The following is a 22,719-nucleotide window of genomic DNA, read 5'->3' as shown; positions in this document are numbered from 1 at the left end:
TCTCCTATACAGGACACAAAAAAACTAGGGGGGTATGCGCCCTAGTCATCAATTACTCTTCTGGATCACCCGCTAGGAATTCTGGATGAATATCCTCTAACTCCTCATCCACCTCTTCTTCCCACTCTTGATCATCTTTTTCTTTCCAGCTTGAATTGACCTCTACAACAATTTTTGTTTCTCCTACCACTTCAGCAATGAATTCACGCTCTGCCTGAACGATAATTTTATTGCCGTTTGGTGAAATTGTCACTTCTAGGCAATTGGGCTGCTGCAGCACTTTTGCAATCACTTCGTGCTCATCATCAAGGAAATTTTTATCTTTATATCTCAGTTTGATGATGTCTACATATTTCACCCGTTCTGTGACGACTTCTGTTTTTGTGTTATCAGCGTAAGAATACCATACGTTAATATCAAAGGTTCCTTCAATCTCAACAGTTTTACCGACCTTTTCAGCATCATACTTATGATTAATGATCCAACCACCTAGGATGCTGGTTGGTTTTTGCGATGGAGAAATGGTGTGTGTGCTTTGGGTGAATTTCCTCCCTTTTGCAACCACCGCTTTTGTAATAATCTCTCTGTATTCAGACATTCCGGCATGCCTCCTTGTTCTTGATCGTTTTATCTTATGCTGGGCATTCGTCTAGTGTGTCACGATTTTGAACTCATGTTCAATTAAATTCATTTCTGTTTCAGTGTATGCATGGTCGCCCATAAACTTGCCTTGAAAATTGGAAAAGTTGGAGAGTGAGAGATTTTGGGGTGACGAAGCATGAAGTAGAACGGAAAGTGTGATTTTCTTCTGTTCTTTCAAAAAATGATGGTAGCAAAGCAAAAAAACCCCGCATCTGCGGGGTTTTCTCATTTAATGGAGCAACTTGGTGATGAGTTTTTGACTTTTGAACCGGTTTCTCCTAATAAGAGGTCACCACCGGTTGAAAGAATGATTTCATCTGTTACTTGATTAGAAATCGTATGCGCTACGAGCTGAAGCAGGGAATTGACTTCCACTTGTGATTCTTTGAATTCTTGAATCACCGGAATTTCATCCAGTTCTTCTTGCAGGGCATCGATTTTTTCTTCCACTTGCTTTAAGGCTTCATGTTTGCCGTAATGCTTTAAATTCACAGCTTGTTTTTGAAGCGCCTTAATTTGATTAATGATCGTTGAAATTTTTGTATTTTCATTGATTTGCGCTTCTGCTTTTTTGAAGAAATCAACTTCTTCTGTTTCAGAAATCATTTTAGCGAGCTCTCTTGCACGCTCGACAATCTCTTTTTTTGAATAAAGCGTCATTTTAATTCACCTCGATAGCTTCTCCAACCATTTCTCCGTCAAGAGACCAAGTTTTGGCTTGTGTGATTTTCACTTTGACGATGTTGCCAATCGCTTCTTTTGGTGCTTTAAAATTCACAAGCTTGCTTTTACTTGTATATCCGGCTAGGATTTCAGGGTTGTTTTTACTTTCACCCTCTACTAATACTTCGACAGTCTGCCCTTCATATTCCTTCATTTTTTTCGCGGAAATTTCATTCACGAGGGCATTCAGGCGCTGCAGACGTTCTTTTTTCACACGCATTGGTACATTGTCTTGCATTTTCGCTGCTGGTGTTCCTTCTCTTGGAGAGTATATGAACGTATATGCAGCATCAAACTCAACCTCGCGATAGAGGGAAAGTGTTTCCTCAAACTGCTCATCTGTCTCATTTGGAAACCCGACAATAATGTCCGTTGTTAATGAAGCATTTGGCATGGCTTCTTTGATTTTGCGCACAAGATCTAGGTAACGCTCACGGTCATATTTTCTCGCCATGAGTTTCAATACAGAAGAACTTCCTGATTGAACTGGCAAATGAATATGATCGAGAAGATTCCCACCCTTAGCAAGCACTTCAATTAAGTGATCGTCAAAGTCACGCGGATGGCTTGTTGTAAAACGGATACGCGGAATATCGATTTTACGCAGCTCATCCATCAGGTGTCCGAGACCATATTCCATGTCTTCAAAATCTTTTCCATACGCATTTACATTTTGACCAAGAAGGGTAATTTCCTTATATCCTTCTGCCGCTAAACGTCTGACCTCTTGAATAATTTCATCCGGGCGGCGGCTTCTTTCCTTACCGCGCGTGTAAGGGACGATACAGTATGTACAGAATTTATCACAGCCGTACATAATATTCACCCAGCCCTTAATTTTCCCTTGGCGGGCTCTCGGAAGGTTTTCAATTACATCGCCTTCTTTTGACCAAACCTCGATGACCATTTCTTTTGAAAGGTAGCATTCAGATAATAGCTCTGGCAGGCGGTGAATGTTGTGTGTACCGAAAATCAAATCAACAAATGGATGTTTCTTCAAAATACGGTTGACGACAGATTCCTCTTGAGACATACATCCGCAGACACCTAAGATTAAATCCGGCTTTTCACGCTTTAATGCTTTTAAATGACCAAGCTCTCCGAACACTTTGTTTTCCGCATTCTCACGAATCGCACACGTGTTTAATAAGATGACATTTGCATCTTCCGTTGAGTTTGTCGGTTCATAACCAAGCGCCATAAAGATACCAGCCATCACTTCTGTGTCATGCTCATTCATTTGACAGCCGTATGTGCGAATATAAAACTTGCGGCCGTTCCCTAACCCTTGAAACCGCTCGTCAATTTGAAATTGATTGTATTCGACTTCTTCTTTACCCCGTTTTTTTGCATCTTTTAAGGAAGGCGGAATATACACAGCTTCAAAATACTGGCTGTAGTCCTTCTCGGATTTTTTGTCCGATGAACTTACTTGTCCGCTCGCTTTTCTCTGCTCTTCATTCATGAATTTGTACTCCTTTCAAACCAAGCTCCACCCTACAGTATAGACTATTTTGTGATGAATTGAAAATAAATTCATATGTGCCATCACTTTTCAATCCACACGAATTCTGCATGAATATTGAGTAGGTTTCAGATGTAGATCGTCTTTGCCTAAAGGGTTTTGTATTTCTTTGACAATCTTCATCTGCTGTGTACCGACACTCTCAACTAAAGTAATCACATATGCTTCTTTTTCCTCTTCTGCTACCATTCTTTCTTGTTCAGATAAGAAAAATGGAAAGTCTTGATGAGTCAGTTTAGATCCTTTTACTTCTATGAGTTTCTCTTTTCCATCGGGGTAATAAGATTTGATGTCAAATCCATGACCATCTTCCGTTTCAGCCACCCAATTGACAGCTTCCGCTAATTGTTCCTGACCCGCTTCGTTTAATTGTCCTACTTCCATATCATAAACAAATTTCTCTGCTATTCTACCTGTCTTTTCGTTTTGCTTTGCTCTTTCTTCTCTTAATTGTTTATAAACATCTCTATGAATGATTCTTTTTCGTTTTATACTTTTTTTATTTTTTGTGTCTATATGAAGATCAGGACTCGAATAAATTTCGAAAATAAAATCGTAAAAGAATTCATTCAAGTTATATATATCTTTTAAAAATTTTAGTTGATTAAATGTATTGATGTTATACCTTTTAAATACCAATGAACCTGCTGCATACTTTTTAGGCCTATCAGATTCTCCTAGGTAAAAATCACCTATTTCAAATCCATTTAAATTAGGACGACTCTTCAATTGTGGTTTTAGTCGTTCTCGCCAAACTTCTGCTTCATATTTAATCTTTTTGAGAGATAAATTTTCAGTACCTAATCCAATCGATAAATAAAAGTCTTTGCCGTTATTAGCGAATAAAATGACTATATATAATCCTTTTTGTGTAGTTGTTTTATTTGTTTTTTGATTCTTTGTTAATAGCTGATCTAGAAATGCTATCCAAATAGATTCTGCAACTTTTCCATTTCCTGTTGATGCTTTAATATCAATTCTATCCAAATTTCTCATATGACGTTTTTCTAATTCATATTGTATTTTGTTTGGGATTTCTTTATTAAATATTTTGTGAAAAGGGTGATTCTTATCTGTTCTTCCTTTGTTCTTATAATCTAAAAATTGCTCATAAAACTCATCTTTATTAAATAACATTTGTCTCACCACTTACCTCAATATATCTTTTTACATACATTATACATAACAAACGGTAGATTTGATGAAATATGGAAAGAATATCGCAAAAAAAGAGAGCCTGCGCTCTCTTAATCAAGTATGTTCAGTTTTTTTGCTTCTTCTTCGATTATCGTCAATGCACGGTCTAGTTCTTCTTTTGTGTGCTCTGCTGTGATGATAGCTCTAATTCTCGCTTTTCCTTTTGCCACAGTCGGGAAGGCGATGCCTTGAGCAAACACGCCTCGGTCTATTAAAGCCTTTGAAAAGCGAAAAGTAAGGGCTTCGTCTCCAATCATGATTGGGATAATCGGTGTCTCTGTCGGTGCAACTTGAAACCCAAGGCTGACGATCTTTTCTTTAAAATAGGTGGCGTTTTCCCAAAGTGTATCGATTCGCTCCGGTTCATCTAACAGCACTTCAATCGCTTCTTCACACGCTCTAGTCACAGCTGGCGGATGTGAGGTACTGAATAAAAACGGTCTTGCTTTATGTTTTAAATAATCAATTAAAACGGCTGATCCCGCTACATAGCCGCCAAGGACTCCGACAGCCTTACTAAGTGTCCCAACCTGAATGTGCACTCTGCCGTCGAGTTTAAAATGGTTGACTGTCCCGCGTCCATTTTCACCAAGCACGCCCGAGGCATGCGCATCGTCTACCATCACAAATGCATCATATGCTTCTGCGAGCCTGACAATCTCAGGAAGTGGCGCAATATCTCCATCCATTGAGAACACACCGTCTGTGACAATGAGACGCACGCGGTAATTCATAGATTTCCTTAAAATTTTCTCAAGCTCTTCCATATTGGAATGACCGTATACCTTTTTATCTGCTTTTGTTAACCGGATGCCGTCAATGATTGAGGCATGATTCAGTTCATCTGAAATAACAATATCATCTTTTGTCAGGATACTTGATAAGACCCCTTGATTGGTCGTAAAGCCTGATTGGAACACAAGGGCTGCCTCGGTCTTTTTAAATGCTGCGAGCTTTTTTTCAAGACGTTCGTGCATCGTCATTGTGCCGGCGATGGTTCGTACAGATCCTGTACCAGCACCGAATTCATCAATTGCCTCTTTTGCCGCTTTCATCAGCCTTGGATGTGAGGTGAGGCCTAAGTAGTTATTTGAGGAGAGCTGTATGACAGATTGTTCATTTAATGTCACAGTGGATGATTGTTTTGAGTCGATCTCTTTCAATGTTTGGTGGGTGCCTTGCTGCTTCATTGTTTCCAATTCATCTTGTAAATACGTGAATTCTTTCATCATTTCTTCCCCCTTTGATTTGATGGCATCATCAGTACGACCTTTCCGCACGTACCATTTCTCATGAGTTCAAATCCCTTTTCGAACTGTTCAAATGGCAGCGTATGGGTGATAACTGGCTGGACATCGATGGTATTCGTTCTTAATAGCTCAGATACTTGACGCCACGTCTCAAACATTTTTCTCCCCGTAATCCCTTGCACGGTTAATCCCCTAAAAACAATTTGATTCGTAATGTCAATGGTCACTGGCCGTTCTGGCAAGCTTAGTATATTGACTTTCCCTCCATTTGTACAAGCTTCGAGTGCTTGATTAATGGCAACTGGATGTCCTGACATCTCGCATATCACATCTGCCCCTTCCATCCGCGTGAACTGCTTAATCACCTCAACAGGATCATCTTTTCCAATATCCACGATATGGTCTGCCCCCATTTTCCGGGCAAGATCCAGCCTGTATTCGTTTTGATCGACAGCAAACACTTGGACAGCACCGGAAGCTTTCGCGACGGCGATCGCCATCAAACCGATTGGTCCGCAGCCAAAAATCGCCACTGACTTACCTGAAACAGGTGTGTGCAGCACTGTATGAACAGCATTTCCAAGCGGCTCTTGGATAGACGCAAGCTCTACTGGCATTTGAGCTGGATTGTGCCACACATTTTGTTCAGGTACTTTGACATATTCAGCAAAGCAGCCGTCAATGTCTACCCCTAAAATTTTCGTTTCACTGCATAAATGCTGCTGCCCAGTTAAACACATAGAGCACTGATTACATACAACATGCGTCTCTGCCGATACAAAATCCCCTACTTTTGCACGTGAGACTTGCTTCCCCACTTTGACAACTTCCCCTGTAAATTCATGTCCAAAAGTGTAGGGCGCTTTAACTCTTCCCTTTGCCCAGTCATCCCAGTTATAAATATGCACGTCTGTTCCGCATATCGAAGTGGCTTTCACCTGAATCAATACTTCATGATCATCGATTTCTGGAATCGGCATCTCCATCAGCACCGCTCCGTAAGCGCTTTCTTTTTTAACAATTGCTTTCATCGTTCCACACATGACGTACAACCCCTTTGTTAAAAAACTTCTCCCAATGAGATTTTAACACGTCTTATTTTAGTCGTAAATACCACTGTACACTGTATAAAGACAAATGAACACTCCACATATTTTTTTGGATATTTTTCTAAATAAAAAAGCAAATCCCCATAGAAAAGGAGATTTGCTTTTTGCGTCACCGTCTTTTTGAAACGGCAATATATAAGGCTGGCACAATGAAGAGTGTGAGAATCGTTGAGAAAAAGACGCCCGATACTATGCAGATTGCCAGCGGTTTAAAGAGTGGATCGTTACTTAATGCTACAGGCATAAGGGCAACCAGTGCTGTAAATGCTGTTAGTAAAATTGGCCTAATCCTTGCTCTTCCCGCTTCAATGACAGCTGTCTGTTGATCGAATCCTTGCTTACGCCGCTGCTCAATAAATTCGAACAAGACAACCGCATTTCGGACCACGATACCAGCTAATGAGACAATTCCCATTGTTGCCATAAAGCTGAACGGCGTTTGGGTGACAAACAGTCCAATAACAGCTCCAGATATCGCTAAGTAAACCGTTCCTAGAACTAACAATGGAAGCATCAATGAATTGAACTGGAAAGCGATGGTCACATAAATGAGAAGCAAGACAACCCCAAATAAGAGACTAATTTCAATAAAGAACTGGGTTTGATCTTCATTTTCTCCACCTTGAGAAATGGCTAGATCCTTCGCTGCATCCGTTTTTTCTACTTGATCGACGACTTCTTTCATGTCGTCTTTAAACGACTCTGACGTGCCAGGGTACGCCTTCAGCGTAATGGTCGGAATTCCATTTTCATGTGGAATGCTTTCGTACTGCTCTGTTTCTTTTTCTTTTACATATCGGCTAAGCGGCTTGAGTGAAGGCATACCACCTTCATTTGTATTCACAGGCACTTTTATTTCTTTTAGCTTTAATCCATTTTGATGTGTACCCATATCCTGTTTGACCACTAAGTCGATATCATTTGTTCCTTGTTTAAAGCTGCCTAATGGCATGCCTTCTGTCACAAGACCGAGCTGTCTGCTGACAAACTGAGCGCTGAGTCCATCCTCCGCCATTCGGTCACGGTTTAATTCAAAGGAGATCGTTTTTATCGGCTGATTGACATCGTCAGTGATCAAGCTCGCTCCTTTTTCTTTCATTTCACTTGTGAGCGTTTCTTTGACATCAATCAGCTTTGCAAAAGAATCACCCGCAACGGTTACTGTCACAGGCGCACCGGTTGGCGGTCCTTGAACAATGGTTTTCATAAAAATATCAGCATCTTTGAATTTCTTACGCAATGGCTCTGTCATACGATCTATCAATTGTTTACTCGTCATCTGATCATTGTCTACTCTCACGACAACCTGACCAGTATGATCACTCGCATTTGAGATACTTTCATTAAACAGGTTCGGTACACCGCCGCCTGCAAAGATCGCCGTTTCTTCAATGCCTTTTTGCTGCTTGATCTCTTGTTCTATTTTCTTTAATGTTTCATTTGTTTTGTCTAATGTTGTTTCACTTGGAAGTGTGACAGTGACAACCACTTCTTTCTTATTCGCCGCAGGGAAAAATTCAAATGGTGTGACGAAAATCAGTAAAAAGGCAAGCGTTGCAACGAGCAAACCACTTAGGCCAATAAGCAGCGGACGCTTCACAATGTTCGCCAGCACACGGTCTGCATAAAAATCAGCTAATTTTTTAAACGGTTTGCCTAGGAATCCTGGCTCTTTTTGAATCTTCTTGTTCTTTCTTTTTCGGTTCACGGTATATTGATAGACTGGCACTAGTGTCAGAGAAATTACCATAGACGCAAGTACAGTCGTTACGAGGACAGACGGTAATGCTCGTATAAATGAACCATTTGCACCTGATAGAAAAACAAGCGGCAAGAAGGCAAACACAACCGCAAGTGTTGATGTCAAAATAGACCCTGCCACTTCTTTTACCCCTGCAATCGTTCCTTTCAGTGGACTTTCATATTTTTTCATCTGCCTTAAAATATTATCGTTGACGACAATGGCATCATCGACAAGTATCCCTAGGGCAATGATAAAGCCGATAATTGAAATCTGATTGAGGTCCACTTGTAAAAATGGCAGCGGAATCGTTCCGATTGTGATCGATAATGGGATGGCAAGTGAAACGATGAACGCACCGCCAATGGTAAGACCAAGTGTGGTGATGATAATGACAGCAATGACCGCAACAATGGCTTCTTTTATCAAATCATTAAAAATGGCATCCACTTCACTTTTTTGTGAATAGTAGTCTACCCACTCCACACCATTTGGAAGCTGCTTCTCTTTCTCAATCACATCACTGACTTTGTCATACATTCTAGGAATATCAAGCCCTGGTTTGATATTGACTGTAAATGAATAGGCGGGCTTTCCGTTATACGACACAATGTCACTTTTCTCTTTTTCTACTTCTTTTAAGCTGCCAAGCTGACTGATTGTGACCGGCTCACGGTTCGTTTTGGAGAAAAGCTCAAGCTTTTTCACTTGATTCAAACGGTCGTAGGCATCTATGGACAGCTTAACCTTCTCGCCGCCTGTCCGAATGTCGCCTAGTGGAGATGTGTCAAATTCCTGATTGATGGCATTTGTGACATCCGTTACATTTAACCCTTCATTCTCCAGTTTACTTGAATCTAAGTTTAATACCGCTTGTTTATCATTGAATCCTTTGATGACGACACTGTCTATCCCTTTGATGTCCTCAACCTTTTCCTTCAACGCACGCAGCGATTCCTGACTTTTTGCTAAGTCTGTTGATTGACTTGCCACAACCATATAAGAACCAACCGGCACGTTGCCAAACTCATCCTTTACATCCGGCTCCATCACTCCGTCAGGAAAGGACGACGCAGCACTTGTTGTTTCATTCTTAATTTGACTTGCCACCTTTTGAAAGTCGGCTTGATCTTCAATTTCAAGCACAATATTTGAAAAACCAATGGCAGAAACAGAGCTTGTTTTCTCTACACCATTGATATCAGATATGGCTGATTCGAGCTTATTGGTTACATCACTTTCCACCTGTTTGGCATCCGCACCAGGAAACACGGTGGAAATCGTGACGATATTCGCTTGGAATTCTGGCAGTTCTCGTTTAGGAAGCTGCGTGAATAAATAGCCGCCAGCAATGAGAACAATAAAAAATAAAATAAAAACAAGTTTTCCTCTTTTCAAAAAAGCTTCAATCATTATTTCACCTACTTAAATATTTATTTTTGATGAAGTATTTTCAACTTAATCTTAATTTATCATCATGGTGAAAAAATGCAAGCTCTAATATGTAATTTTTATCTATTTCATGAACTGAATATGTTATATAAGAAATGTATAGTGGTAAACAAAAACAACCTGCTTACATGATGTAAGCAGGTTGAAAATAATAAAATTAGAATTATCGTGGCTCAACAATCAATTTGATTGCTGTTCTTTCTTCTCCATCGATAAGAATGTCAGTAAAGGCTGGAATGCATATCAAATCCACTCCGCTTGGTGCAACAAATCCCCTTGCTATGGCTACAGCCTTGACCGCCTGATTCAGCGCTCCAGCGCCGATTGCTTGTATTTCCGCTGCACCGCGTTCACGTAAAACGCCTGCTAATGCTCCTGCTACTGAATTCGGATTTGACTTTGCTGAAACTTTTAAAATTTCCATTTCTGCTCCCCCTTAAATTTACAATGGATAAGTGAGTGTTCATTAGAACAATCTTTGTTAGATGATGCTATTTTTTGAAAATCCATCCCCAAAATGTTTTTCAAAAATAGCAGGCTACCTACCATTTTTACTATATTCACGATAGAGGGCGCATATTCCTTCTTTCTGATTAATATTTTTCTGAAATAAATATGTGAACATTTATTCAAAGAAAATATGGTCATCATTTATCAAAATTCGATCAATTTTGACAGCTTTTTTCGACTGTTCGTCAATTTCTACGATCACTGCACTTAATGTCGTGCGTCCTTCTGCAATTTCAAAACGGACTGGAAGACTCGTTTTGAATCGTTTAATAATCGTCTCCCGATCAACACCTAAAATGCCATCATAAGGTCCTGTCATTCCCACATCTGAAATATACGCAGTTCCTTTTGGCAAAACGCGGTTATCTGCTGTTTGAACATGTGTATGCGTTCCAACGACACATGATGCACGGCCGTCTGTATACCAGCCCATTGCTTGCTTTTCACTTGTGGCTTCACCATGAAAATCAATAAAAATAAACGGTGTACGTTTGGATGCTTCCGCAATTAACTCATCTACTTTTTGAAATGGACAGTCAATTGGCGGTAAAAAAGTGCGTCCTTGTAGGTTGATGACGGCCAGTTCTTTTCCTTGTTTTTTTATAAACGTAAGACCTTTACCAGGTGTGCCTTCTGGGAAGTTCGCCGGACGAACCATGTTGGCTGCGTCATCGATGAAATCAAAAATGTCTCTTTTATCCCATGTATGGTTGCCCATTGTGAGCACGTCAGCTCCTGCTTGCAGCAGCTCATGATAGATTTTTTCAGTTATACCTTTCCCATGAGCAGCATTTTCTCCGTTAACAATGGTAAAGTGGGGCTGATATTTCTTCTTTAGCTTTGGCAAGTATTCTTTCAGTGTGTCTCGTCCAGGTGAACCGACAATATCTCCAACAAATAATATTTTCATGCGCTTTGAACCCTTTCTCTTATAAATTGACTTCTTATCAGTGTTGCATATTTACACAAAAAAATAAAGCGGCGCTAAGCGCACCGCTCTATTTTGCATACTCTACTGCGCGAGTTTCTCGAATGACCGTCACTTTAATGTGACCAGGGTAATCGAGCTCGTCCTCAATCCGCTTACGAATATCCCTTGCTAGACGGTGAGCTTCAAGATCATTAATTGAATCCGGCTTCACCATAATACGTACTTCGCGTCCAGCCTGTATCGCAAACGATTTTTCAACACCTTCATAAGATTCAGAGATATCTTCTAATTTCTCAAGTCTCCGAATGTAATTTTCAAGCGTCTCACTTCTTGCACCAGGGCGTGCTGCAGATAATGCATCTGCTGCCGCAACAAGAACAGCGATAATAGATGTCGGTTCTTGGTCACCGTGGTGAGAGGCAATACTGTTGATGACAACAGGATGCTCTTTATATTTCGTCGCAAGCTCAACGCCAATTTCTACGTGGCTTCCTTCTACTTCATGATCAATGGCTTTTCCAATGTCATGCAGAAGACCTGCTCGTTTTGCAAGCTTTGCATCTTCTCCAAGCTCTGAAGCCATGAGACCTGCAAGATGTGCAACCTCAATTGAATGCTTCAGGACATTTTGTCCATAACTTGTACGGAATTTTAAGCGACCGAGAATTTTGATGAGATCCGGATGTAGACCGTGAACTCCGACTTCGAATGTCGTTTGCTCACCCATCTCGCGGATATAATCATCGACTTCACGGCGTGATTTTTCCACCATTTCTTCAATTCGTGCAGGATGAATGCGGCCATCCTGGACTAGCTTGTCCAGAGCTATCCTCGCTGTTTCACGTCTAATCGGATCAAAGCCCGATAGGATAACAGCTTCAGGTGTATCATCTATGATCAAGTCAATACCTGTTAACGTTTCTAACGTACGGATATTTCGTCCTTCACGTCCGATAATACGACCTTTCATCTCATCATTTGGAAGATTGACTACAGATACCGTCGTTTCAGCTACATGATCAGCTGCACAACGCTGTAACGCAAGTGAAAGAATGTTTTTCGCCTTTTTATCAGCCTCTTCTTTCGCTCGGTTTTCAGATTCTTTCGTCATGACTGCAATGTCGTGGGAAAGCTCATTTTCAACTTGATCCAGAATGATTTGTTTCGCTTCATCTCGAGTTAAACTTGAAATACGTTCCAACTCGGCTTTCTGCAAACGAATCATATCATCCACTTTGCTTTCCATCTCTTCAATATGTTGTTGTCGTTCATTCAGAGAATGATCTCTCTTCTCCAACAGGGACTCCCGTTTATCTAAAGTTTCGTCTTTGCGATCAAGATTTTCCTCTTTTTGAAGTAAACGGTTTTCTTGTCTTTGAAGCTCATTACGTCTTTCACGAACTTCTTGCTCCGCCTCTACACGAAAAGAATGAATTTCATCTTTCGCTTCCAAGAGCGCTTCTTTCTTCAATGCTTCCGCATCACGCTTTGCATCCTCAACAATTTGTTCGGCCATGTTTCTTGCGCCGGATATTTTTGCTTCTGCAATGGTTTTACGAACAAAGTAGCCAACAACTAAACAGATTAGGCTCAGCAAAATGGAGATGATCGTAAACATCGTAGGCGACATATTTTCACCTCCTCTTGCTATGAACTTGGTTTTACAAATAAAGTGTCGGCATGTACATTGTTTTGTGTCTCAACATACAGGGCCTTCACAGGGAATGAGATCCTCACTGCCCTTGTCAAGTTTAAATTAGTTATCAATCATGTTAAGAAAAACAAGTGATACATTTCCATTGTAATTGTGTCGGAAATACTTGTCAAGCTAGTCAGACTGAGGCGTAAGTCGTTATTTCAAGCAAAGACAGAACTTTTGACCTGCTAGCTGTCATGTAAATGTAAAAAAAAGACGCTTTTCAGCGTCTTTTAGTCTTTAAACTTCCAATTCCTCTTGTCCTTCTTCTTCTTCAGCTGCTTTCACTCCGTTTGTGTCCAAACCGTAGTGTTCTCTAATTTGTTCTTGAATCATGAGAAGAATATCTTTGTTTTCTTTAAGGAACTGTTTCGCATTTTCGCGGCCTTGCCCAAGACGTTCCTCTTGATAAGAATACCAAGCACCGCTCTTTTGTACGATATCTAGTTCGCTTCCAAGGTCGATGATTTCTCCCTCTTTTGAGATTCCTTCACCGTACATAATATCTACTTCTGCAATACGGAATGGCGGTGCTACTTTGTTTTTCACCACTTTAATTCTCGTTTTATTCCCCATAATGTCATTGCCCTGCTTCAGCTGTTCAGCACGGCGCACTTCTAAACGAACAGACGAATAGAACTTCAGCGCACGTCCACCTGGTGTTGTTTCAGGGTTACCGAACATGACCCCAACTTTTTCACGAATTTGGTTAATAAAGATGGCAATTGTTTTTGATTTATTAATGGCACCAGATAGTTTACGAAGTGCTTGGGACATCAAACGTGCTTGTAGACCAACGTGTGAATCACCCATGTCTCCTTCAATCTCTGCTTTTGGTACAAGAGCAGCTACTGAGTCAATGACAACAATATCAACTGCACCACTGCGGACAAGAGCTTCTGCAATTTCAAGTGCTTGTTCTCCTGTATCAGGCTGAGAAAGTAACAGCTCATCAATATTGACGCCTAGTTTTTGAGCGTAAACTGGATCGAGCGCATGCTCTGCATCGATAAATGCAGCTTGTCCTCCCTGCTGCTGAACCTCAGCAATGGCATGAAGTGCTACTGTCGTTTTACCAGAACTTTCTGGACCATATACTTCAATAATACGGCCGCGAGGATATCCACCTATTCCAAGCGCAGTGTCAAGTGCTAACGAACCACTCGGTACTGTTGAAATACGTGTATCTGTTTGCTCTCCTAGTTTCATAATAGAGCCTTTACCAAACTGTTTTTCTATTTGTTTAAGAGCCATATCTAAGGCTGCTTGGCGATCACTCATTCTATTGTTTCCTCCTTTATCAATTCCACTATCTATACTATACCTTGTTTTACGTCATTTGCCAAGAAAAAAACGAACACATATTCGATTTTTTCTTGGCAGATTTTTAAGAAAAGAGTGATTTCTATTAGAAAAAACACTCTTTTATAAAGGAGTAAACCTAACAAAAAACAAAATTAACTCTCTTTTAATAAATTGAGCAAGTGATGCAGACCGTATTTCACAGCGCGCTTTCGAATGCCCGACCGGCTTCCTGTAAACATCCATTCAAACACGTCTGTATGGTCTTTCGTAGATAGCCCAATGAACACTTTTCCGACAGGCTGTCCCTCGTGGGTATCAGGGCCTGCTACACCCGTAAAGCTAATGCCAATATCACTTCCCGCAAGCTTTCTAGCACCTTCAGCAAGCTCTAAAGCACACTCTTTGCTGACAGCACCATGAGAAGACAACGTTTCCTCCCGGCAGCCAAGCACCTGCTGTTTGATTTGGTTTGTATAACAAACAATACTGCCGCTTAAAATCGTCGATGCGCCTTCAAGATCTGTCAGCCATTCAGAAAACATTCCGCCTGTCAGGCTCTCAGCCGCTGCCACTGTTTTCCCGTGTTCGTGCAAGGCCTTGGAAGCTTCACGGACAAGTGATGTATCACCATACCCGTAGAAGTACTCGCCTACCCGCGCTAAAATTTTCGCTTCTGTTTCTTTTATCAGACGCTCCGTTTCTTTTTCATCCTCATGCTTAGCCGTGAGCCTAAGTGTCACTTCACCGTCAGATGCGAGAGGTGCAATCGTTGGGTTGGTTTGAGCATCAATTAAATCTTCTAGGTCTGTTTCAAGCTGTGATTCACCAATTCCGAAGAAGCGGAGAACAACAGATACGATTTTTTCCTTTAAACCGAGTTTCTCAGAAATCAGCGGCTTCGCCTCGTTCTCAAACATCGGATGCAGTTCACTTGGCGGTCCAGGAAGCAGCATATAAAATGTATCGTCTTCTTGAATAAACATACCTGGAGCCATCCCGAACCTGTTCACGAGCACATCAGATCCTTCTAGAACGAGTGCCTGCTTACGGTTATTCGGCGACATGTCTCGTCCGGTCTTTCGAAAGTAGTCTTGAATGGATTCAAATGCTTCTTCATTTAGCACGAGCTCTTTTCCGAGCGTACTCGCAATGGTTTCTTTTGTTAAATCATCTTTGGTTGGTCCAAGACCACCTGAGAAGATAATAAAATTCGATCTTTCCTGCGCCACTTGAATGGCCCTTTTTAAACGCTCTGGATTGTCACCAACTGCTGTGTGGTAATAAACATTCACACCAATTTCAGCTAGCTGTTTGCTGATGAATTGTGCATTCGTATTCGCAATTTGCCCTAGCAAAAGTTCGGAACCGACTGCAATAATTTCTGCTTTTCTCTCTGACTTCAAAGCGTACACGTCCTTTTTAGTTAGAATTCTTTAAAGCTTCCCAGTTTTTCACAAAGTAATCCCAGCCTGAGACAACAGTGAAGAACACTGCTACCCACATCGCAAGGTCACCAAACGGGAATGACACAAGTTCAAACGGCAGATTATGCAATAGAAGTGCTGAAATCGCAATGATTTGCGCCCATGTTTTCACTTTTCCAAGCATATTAGCTGCTACCACTTCACCGCCTCCGGCTAGTACAAGCCTTAGACCAGTTACAGCAAATTCACGGCTAATGATCACAATCGCCATCCAAGCCGGAGTGAGATTGTACTGAACAAGTATAATTAAAGCAGCTGAAACAAGCAATTTATCTGCAAGCGGATCTAAAAATTTACCAAAATTCGTCACTAAGTTCAGTTTACGCGCATAGTATCCATCAATCCAGTCAGTTGTCGAAGCGACAATAAACAGGATCGCTCCAACAAGATGCGTCACTTCGATGCTGACGCTGCCAAAACGCGCAACACCCCAATCTAAAGGTGCAAGCATAATGATCATAAAAACAGGGATCAAAGCGATCCTAGAAAGAGTTATTTTATTCGGTAAGTTAAACATGAAATTCAATCCTCCAATAAGCCATTTTTTTATGTATATATAATAGTAGGAACAAAAGAAAAGTCATCTACTTGCTTAAGATGACTTTTCCTTTCCTTTATTCACAATCACAATGTTTTGTGTCATGGTGTTCTTAGGGTCTAATTCGTACTTAAGCGTCTCGTCATTCACCTTGATATCAATTCCAGTCGCATTGCCTAGACGGATATCAACCTGCGAGAGCTCAGACAGGTCTGTTTTAAACGATTCGCCATCTTTTAGTTCACCCATTTTCAACACTTTTCCAGATTCGTCTCTGACGCGCAGCCATGAAGCTTTTGTTGCAGAAATGGTTAACTCCATCTCATCTGCACCTGACACTTCATATGTTGTCGTTGAGCCTTCTGTATTCGCCGCCTTCAAAGAGACCGTTTCATCATCTTTGGATGAATCCTTTGATGAGTCATCTTTTTTAGATGATTTTTCTTGATTATCTGACGAAGCTTTTTCTTTTTTCTTTTGATCCTTTGCAAGAGATGAATCCTCAGATACTTCATATTTAGATTCTGACTGCTGAGGAGCCGTCTGGTTGTTCTTCTGCCCGCTATCATGATTGACCGCCTGCACGATGACATAAATGATCGCGATGACCACAAGGACGCCTCCAATAATCAAGATGGTCGGCAGCAGCTCAAGCACCTTCGAGGCAGGCTTTGGCAGCTCTCTTTGCGGCTTAATATTTGATAATTTATCAGATACTTCATCGTTATACGTGCTTGGTACATCTTTACGAAATTCTTCGAACAATTGTTCAGGATTTAGTCCAACGGCTTCGGCATATTGTTTAATAAACGCTCTGACGTAAAATTTACCTGGAATAATATCATAGTTTCCTTGTTCGATTGCTAGCAAGTAGCGCTTTTGGATTTTGGTCACCGTCTGAAGATCCTCCAGCGACATCCCTTTTTCCTCTCTGGCCTCAATGAGCCGTTTTCCCAATTCAGTCAAAACAAACACCTACCATTACCATATTAAAAATCGAAGCCAGAAAAACCAGAATGATCAAACACTTGTGGTTCTTCAGCGTGCTCATATGTAATCACTTCGTCTGCACTATTACGCAATTCAATGATATAGTCGAAATCATCCATTGTATATTCTGAATTTTGAATAAAGATGTCTGGATGCTCAACCACCTTCGTTGCCGGCAGTCTCATAATTTCTCTTAAAAGCTGCAAGTGCTTCTCAGAACCTCTTCGCGTCGACACAATCCCATCAATAATAAAGACGTTATCTGGGCTGTATTCATCCGCAATCAGCTGACTTCGGATCGTCTGTTTCAAAAGAGTGGACGATACAAAAAGCCATCTCTTGCTGGCACATACACTTGAAGCCACAATTGATTCTGTTTTTCCGACACGCGGCATCCCGCGAATCCCAATCAATTTATGTCCTTCTTTTTTAAATAGTTCAGCCATAAAATCAACAAGAAGACCAAGCTCGTCCCTTTCAAAACGGAATGTCTTTTTGTCATCCGCATCACGCTGTATGTATCTGCCGTGACGAACCGCTAAGCGGTCACGAAGTTTTGGCTGTCTTAATTTCGTTACTTTTATCGTTTCCATTGTATTTAAAATTGATTCAAGGCGCTTAATTTGATCTGTGTGGTCACAGCGCAAAAGCATTCCGCGTCTTGATACATCAACACCATTAATTGTCACAATATTAATTGAAAGCATCCCCATTAGAGATGAAATGTCTCCTAATAGTCCGGGACGGTTTACCTGTATCTCATATTCAAAATACCATTCGAGCTTTGCCAAATGATATTACCCCCTTCATTGTGGCAAATTTTTACCTTCCTTTATCATAAAGCATTTTTACATTTTTAGAAAGCACAATGTTGCTAAACGGTTAAAATAAAAAGAGAGGCACAAACGACCCCTCTTTTTGTTTAGTGCGAGCTATTATTTTCAACCAGTTTGACCATCATATTGGCAATAGCGCGTTGCTCATCTTCTGATGCAACGCTCCAAAGGTCAGCAAGTACTCTTTCTTGCTCGTTCTTTGCTTCAACTTCATTAGCTAAATATCCGCCAATTTCATACGCAAGGTTATTGATGGTATCATCTTTTAAACCTTTATCCTGCGCATGATTTAAGCGATCTCCTAAAAAGTTTTTCCAATGGTCCCAGTTCTCAAGTACTGACATGTCGATTCCTCCATTCGAAAAGATGAATTACAGCCATAGCTTTTGTCATGGAGAGACGAATTATACACGTTTTTTAACAGTACCAGCCGCCATTAACGGATAAAATTTGACCTGTCATATAACTTGACTGCTTTGAGGCGAGAAACCAAATGACATCAGCAATCTCCTCAGGTGATGCAAGCCGGCCAAGCGGGATTTCTTCTTCCAGCATGGCAATATCTTCTTGTGTGAAGCTTTTCATCATGTCTGTACGGACAGCACCTGGCGAAACAGCATTTGCTCTAATTCCACTTGGGGCAAGCTCTTTTGCCAGACCTTTAATAAACGTATTTTGCGCCCCCTTGACCATGCTGTACAGCACTTCACACGATGCACCTGTTTCACCCCATATCGAGCTTACCGCAACGATATGACCTGCTTTTTTTTGGATCATGGCTGGCAATAGGTGCTGGGTGAGCTCATATGGACTTGTGACATGAAGCTGCACCATACTGGCTAATACGTCTTTTTCTGTATCTGTCACTAATCCGACATGACTTTTACCGCTATTTAATACAAGAATATCTGGACATACTGGCAGACGGCTGACGAGCTCATCTGCTCCGCCCATTTTAGCTAAATCTGCTTGAACGACGTGCGTCTGAATATGACATGTTCCTTCTAGCTGAGCGGCAAGCTGCACGGCTGCCTGTTCATTTTTGTGATAATGGAGCATCACGTGGCAGCCTTCTTGGGCAAGCTTTTTGGCTGCAGCCTGCCCAATCCCGCCACTGGCACCTGTTATCAGCGCCCAACGACTCATCACATGGATTCCTACTTTCTATTTGAAATATCTATTCTTTTCGTTTAAATGGGAACCAGTTAGCTGATCCGAACAATTTCACCATCACAGGTACGAACAATGGTAGCACAACGAGTGCGTACAGCAAAAGTCCTGTGAGAACAAGTGTTGCAATCTGTAAGAGAGACAGCACTCCTGAAGGAAGCATTGCTGCAAATGTTCCTGCCAAAATAACAGCAGCAGACATAATGACAGAGCCCATATTCTTCATTGATTCGGTCATAGCAAACTGAATGTCTTTTGTTTTGTATTCATTGAACCGCTCCATTAAGAAAATCGAATAATCGACTCCTAGCGCCATTAATATGACAAATCCAAAGAATGGAACAGCCCAGTTAATGCCCGGATATCCGAAGAAATGGGTGAAAATAAATTCTGTCATCCCGATGGCTGTAAAGTAAGTCAAAATAAGTGAGCCTACCAAGTATAGCGGCATAACAAGCGAACGGAACAGGATCACCAGGATAAGGAATATACCGATCATCATGTAAAGAACCGTCTTATTGAAATCTTGGTCTGACAGCTGTTTTAAATCAGCGTTCATACTTGATACACCCGAAACGCCGAATGATGCATCTTTTAGGTTTGTTTCAGGAAGTGCCCGCTCGACAGAAGCTTCTACTTGTTTGATCGTCGACAAGGCTTCATTGCCATATGGATTTTTTTCTAAAATGACATCAATTTTTGTCATCTTGCGGTCATCCGACATGTATGAATCAAATACTTGCTTGAATGCTTTATTTTTCAGCACGTCTTTTGGGATAAACCAGCCGGCCATGTCTTGATCTGGTGCATTTTTCAGTTCGTCTAAGTAGTCACCTGCACCCATTAACCCGCTTGAAATTTTCTCCAAGCCACTTGCGCTTTTGTTCAGTCCATCTGTCAGCTTGGTCAGGTTATCACCAAAGCCGCCAATCTTTTCTTTCATTTGTTTTTGACCATCAATCACTTGCCCAGCTCCATTTACAAGCTTTGGCATATTATCAGCTAACTGTCCTTGACCTTTAGATGTTTGATCCAGTCCAGTTTCAATTGCGTCTAAGCCAGCAATGAGCTCATCGATTTGACTCGTCAAGACTTTCTGCTGCTCTGAAGCTTTTGCGATAAAGGCATCCGCTGCTTCAAGCTGTTTTTTGGCTTCTTTTGCTTGTTTGGCATAGCTGTCTGCCTGTTTCGCCCCTTCTTGCAAGGTCGTAGAAAGTTCATTATATGAAGCTTTGATGGCTTGATACGATTGATTTTCTTTCACCTGCGGAATTTGTTTTTCGAGTGTACTAAATTGTTTATTTGCTTGTGTGATTAATGCTTTTACATCCGCTGCGGCAGAGGATGACGTATCCACTTGCGCTAATGCTGCCTTTAATTCTTTGGAAATACTTTTATATAGCGACACTTGCTGATTCACTTGTGCGACTTGAGCCGATAATTCCTTTTTAGCACCTTTAATTTTCTCTTTAATCTGTGCAACACCGTTTTTGTTTTGATCGATTCCGCTTTGTAAATCTCTTAACGATTTTTCGACGTTTTGAATGCCTGTTTGTACTGATTCAGTGCCAGAAATCAGCTGGTTAATGCCTTTTCCAGATGATTTGATCTGCGGCGTTTGATCTTCAATAGATTTACTCATTGTCGTCAGTGCATCTTGGATTTTTTTCAAGCCTTCATTGCTTTTATCAAGTCCGGTATTCAGCTCTTTGGCTTGTGATTTCACGTATAGATCACTCAGCCCTTTACCGACAGGACGTGTCGCACTTCTCACTTTACTTACGCCATCTGTTTGTTCAATTGCACGGCTGAGTTTTTCAACAGCAATCAGCCCTTTATTGTTGTCTAACAGATCAGCTGATTTCACGACAATCGTTGCCGGTAGAGCTTCTCCTGGCCCAAATTTATCAGAAATCGTATTGAATGCATTGACTGATTCATATTTATTACCGATTTCATCTAAGCTATTATAAGAAAGCGTTCCTTTATACATGAGAATAGGCGGAAGCGTAATAATTCCTACGATTAATAAACTGAAAAGTGGTTTTTTAAATGAAAAGCGTCCTGCTGTTTCCCACATTTTTGACTGCGGATGCGCAATATCACCTTTAATCGGCCAAAATAACACTTTTCCTAAAACCGCCATAAAGAACGGAACAATCGTGAGAAGCGCCACAATCAGCACAGCGACACCAACTGCTACTGCAACAGCTGATTTATAGAGCTGGAATTGCGCCAGACCAATACAGGTAAAACCGATCAGCACCGCAATTCCGCTGAATAAGACGGTCTTTCCTGCTGTTTTATACGTAATCAGAATCGCCTCAATTTTATCTTTACCGTGTGCGATCTCTTCTTTAAAGCGGCTGAGAAGTAGAATACAGTAGTCCGTTCCTATTCCAAACATAATCGCGACCATGAAGATTTGGGTAAAGGTCGAGAGCGGGAAATCGAGATATTTAACTAAATAAGCCACGATGGATTGGCTCACCAAGTAAGACAGAGCCACTGCGACTAACGGAACGAAAGGTGCCACAGCTGATCTAAAGACAAGGACAAGGACGATGAGAATAAACCCAATCGTAATGAACTCTGTTTTCTTCAGACCTTCTTGCGAGCTTGTGATCACATCATCGTCAATTAATGGCTGCCCTGTCATTTCAAATGTTAGGTTTAAGCTCTTCAGCTTTTCATTCACTTTTTCTTTAAAATCGGAAGCTTTGATTTTGTTTGAGTCATATGTAACTGGAACAAGGAGCGTCGTTCGATCTTTAGAGAGCATTTGTTTTTTAATATCTTTATTGGCTTCAAAGTAAGAAGTGATGTCCTCTATGTGGAGATCTTGATCCTTTTCTAAAATGTCCATTGCCTTTTTTAAAGATGTTTCTCTTTCTTTTACGATGTTCTTTTCTTGAAAGACAATGACGATTGATTTTTCTGTATCACCGTTTTCAGACATTTTCTTTAATAACTGATTCGCATATGAGGACGGATAGCCGTCTGGTACAGAAATTTGCCCTTTTTCCTTTGTTAATTGCGCCATATTAGGAGCCGTGATGAGTAACACTGCCGCTAATACGATCCATAGAATCGTAATCAGCCATCTACCCTTTATGATTGCTCTCATTAGTACTTTGTGCCTCCTCTTCGATGATCACTTGATAGATCTTTTCATATGTTTGAATAAATGATTCCATTTCTTTTTCTTCCAGCTTTTCAAAATAAGATCGAACGAGATCCTGAAGCTGCTTTTCCATTCGGCTGACCACATCTTTGCCCTCTGGCGTGACGTACAGGTGAACATTTCTTCGGTCGGCTTTATCGTGCTCACGGACAATATAGTTTTTCGTAAAAAGACGATTGGTCATGGATGTTACCGCACTTTTGTTGACATTACATACATTCGCAAGGTCAGTTGATGTACATCCAGGATGTAAATTGATGTATCGAAGCGAGTAATACTGATCAAGCGTCAGCTCTTTATCAAGCTTTTCAGTGATCATACTCGATACTTTTTTTTCCATCATGAGATAGACATCTGCATACCTCTGAATGAGCTGTGCAATTTTATTTTGTTCCATACGCTGCTCCTTTTAGTTTAAGTGTTTAACTATTAAAGA

19 protein-coding genes are annotated in these 22,719 nt (G+C 41.0%); all 19 read right to left on the bottom strand.

Annotated elements, in window-relative coordinates; translation table 11 throughout:
• Nucleotides 1-52 precede the first annotated feature (52 nt).
• The 19 genes from cotE to C6W21_RS03765 all read right to left on the bottom strand — a co-directional run bounded on the left by cotE (nt 53) and on the right by C6W21_RS03765 (nt 22,680).
• Nucleotides 53-598, bottom strand: coding sequence for an outer spore coat protein CotE (gene cotE / locus C6W21_RS03855; RefSeq protein WP_106055926.1), 546 nt, complete (start codon nt 596-598; stop codon nt 53-55).
• 269 nt (nt 599-867) lie between these two features.
• The gene (ricA, locus tag C6W21_RS03850) at nt 868-1,302 is read right to left on the bottom strand and encodes a regulatory iron-sulfur-containing complex subunit RicA (RefSeq protein ID WP_003211238.1); all 435 of its coding nucleotides are present in this window, start codon (nt 1,300-1,302) and stop codon (nt 868-870) included.
• Between the two features lies 1 nt (nt 1,303).
• Entirely contained in the window at nt 1,304-2,830 is a 1,527-nt protein-coding gene (gene miaB / locus C6W21_RS03845; protein WP_106049369.1) for a tRNA (N6-isopentenyl adenosine(37)-C2)-methylthiotransferase MiaB, read from the bottom strand.
• Nucleotides 2,831-2,920: 90 nt separating this feature from the next.
• Complete coding sequence (locus C6W21_RS03840; protein WP_106055925.1) at nt 2,921-4,027, bottom strand: MrcB family domain-containing protein; 1,107 nt, start codon at nt 4,025-4,027, stop codon at nt 2,921-2,923.
• Nucleotides 4,028-4,137: 110 nt separating this feature from the next.
• Entirely contained in the window at nt 4,138-5,319 is a 1,182-nt protein-coding gene (locus C6W21_RS03835) for a glycine C-acetyltransferase (RefSeq protein ID WP_106055924.1), read from the bottom strand.
• Nucleotides 5,316-6,380, bottom strand: coding sequence for an L-threonine 3-dehydrogenase (gene tdh / locus C6W21_RS03830; protein WP_106055923.1), 1,065 nt, complete (start codon nt 6,378-6,380; stop codon nt 5,316-5,318). The genes C6W21_RS03835 and tdh overlap by 4 nt, the downstream gene beginning before the upstream one ends.
• A gap of 175 nt (nt 6,381-6,555) precedes the next feature.
• Nucleotides 6,556-9,600: an efflux RND transporter permease subunit gene (locus tag C6W21_RS03825; RefSeq protein WP_106055922.1), complete on the bottom strand. Its 3,045-nt coding sequence runs from the start codon at nt 9,598-9,600 to the stop codon at nt 6,556-6,558.
• Between the two features lie 202 nt (nt 9,601-9,802).
• The gene (gene spoVS, locus C6W21_RS03820) at nt 9,803-10,063 is read right to left on the bottom strand and encodes a stage V sporulation protein SpoVS (RefSeq protein WP_003211281.1); all 261 of its coding nucleotides are present in this window, start codon (nt 10,061-10,063) and stop codon (nt 9,803-9,805) included.
• Between the two features lie 201 nt (nt 10,064-10,264).
• On the bottom strand, nt 10,265-11,059 hold the full coding sequence (locus tag C6W21_RS03815) for a TIGR00282 family metallophosphoesterase (RefSeq protein ID WP_034662209.1): 795 nt from the start codon (nt 11,057-11,059) through the stop codon (nt 10,265-10,267).
• Between the two features lie 88 nt (nt 11,060-11,147).
• A complete protein-coding gene (gene rny, locus C6W21_RS03810) occupies nt 11,148-12,710 on the bottom strand; it encodes a ribonuclease Y (protein WP_007499477.1) in 1,563 nt (520 codons plus the stop codon).
• 306 nt (nt 12,711-13,016) lie between these two features.
• Complete coding sequence (gene recA, locus C6W21_RS03805) at nt 13,017-14,057, bottom strand: recombinase RecA (protein WP_106055921.1); 1,041 nt, start codon at nt 14,055-14,057, stop codon at nt 13,017-13,019.
• 176 nt (nt 14,058-14,233) lie between these two features.
• Nucleotides 14,234-15,484 carry a competence/damage-inducible protein A gene (locus tag C6W21_RS03800; protein WP_106055920.1) on the bottom strand — a complete coding sequence of 417 codons (1,251 nt, stop codon included), beginning with the start codon at nt 15,482-15,484 and terminating at the stop codon, nt 14,234-14,236.
• A gap of 16 nt (nt 15,485-15,500) precedes the next feature.
• Nucleotides 15,501-16,082, bottom strand: a complete 582-nt coding sequence (gene pgsA, locus C6W21_RS03795) for a CDP-diacylglycerol--glycerol-3-phosphate 3-phosphatidyltransferase (protein ID WP_106049363.1) — start codon at nt 16,080-16,082, stop codon at nt 15,501-15,503.
• Between the two features lie 75 nt (nt 16,083-16,157).
• Nucleotides 16,158-17,069 (bottom strand): helix-turn-helix domain-containing protein, encoded by a 912-nt coding sequence (locus C6W21_RS03790; RefSeq protein WP_106049362.1) that lies wholly within the window; start codon nt 17,067-17,069, stop codon nt 16,158-16,160.
• 23 nt (nt 17,070-17,092) lie between these two features.
• On the bottom strand, nt 17,093-17,884 hold the full coding sequence (locus tag C6W21_RS03785; protein WP_106049361.1) for a DUF3388 domain-containing protein: 792 nt from the start codon (nt 17,882-17,884) through the stop codon (nt 17,093-17,095).
• A 131-nt stretch (nt 17,885-18,015) separates the two neighbouring features.
• On the bottom strand, nt 18,016-18,273 hold the full coding sequence (locus tag C6W21_RS03780) for a DUF3243 domain-containing protein (RefSeq protein WP_003211590.1): 258 nt from the start codon (nt 18,271-18,273) through the stop codon (nt 18,016-18,018).
• Nucleotides 18,274-18,346: 73 nt separating this feature from the next.
• Nucleotides 18,347-19,075, bottom strand: coding sequence for an elongation factor P 5-aminopentanone reductase (ymfI, locus tag C6W21_RS03775; protein ID WP_106049360.1), 729 nt, complete (start codon nt 19,073-19,075; stop codon nt 18,347-18,349).
• A gap of 31 nt (nt 19,076-19,106) precedes the next feature.
• The gene (locus C6W21_RS03770; protein ID WP_106055919.1) at nt 19,107-22,226 is read right to left on the bottom strand and encodes an MMPL family transporter; all 3,120 of its coding nucleotides are present in this window, start codon (nt 22,224-22,226) and stop codon (nt 19,107-19,109) included.
• Nucleotides 22,204-22,680, bottom strand: coding sequence for a MarR family winged helix-turn-helix transcriptional regulator (locus C6W21_RS03765; RefSeq protein WP_003212512.1), 477 nt, complete (start codon nt 22,678-22,680; stop codon nt 22,204-22,206). Before C6W21_RS03765 ends, C6W21_RS03770 begins: the two co-directional genes overlap by 23 nt.
• Between the last annotated feature and the right edge of the window lie 39 nt (nt 22,681-22,719).

The sequence above is a fragment of the Bacillus sp. NMCN1 genome (assembly GCF_002998085.1).
Taxonomy (GTDB): Bacteria; Bacillota; Bacilli; order Bacillales; family Bacillaceae; genus Bacillus.
This window is presented reverse-complemented; position numbering and strand designations above follow the sequence as displayed.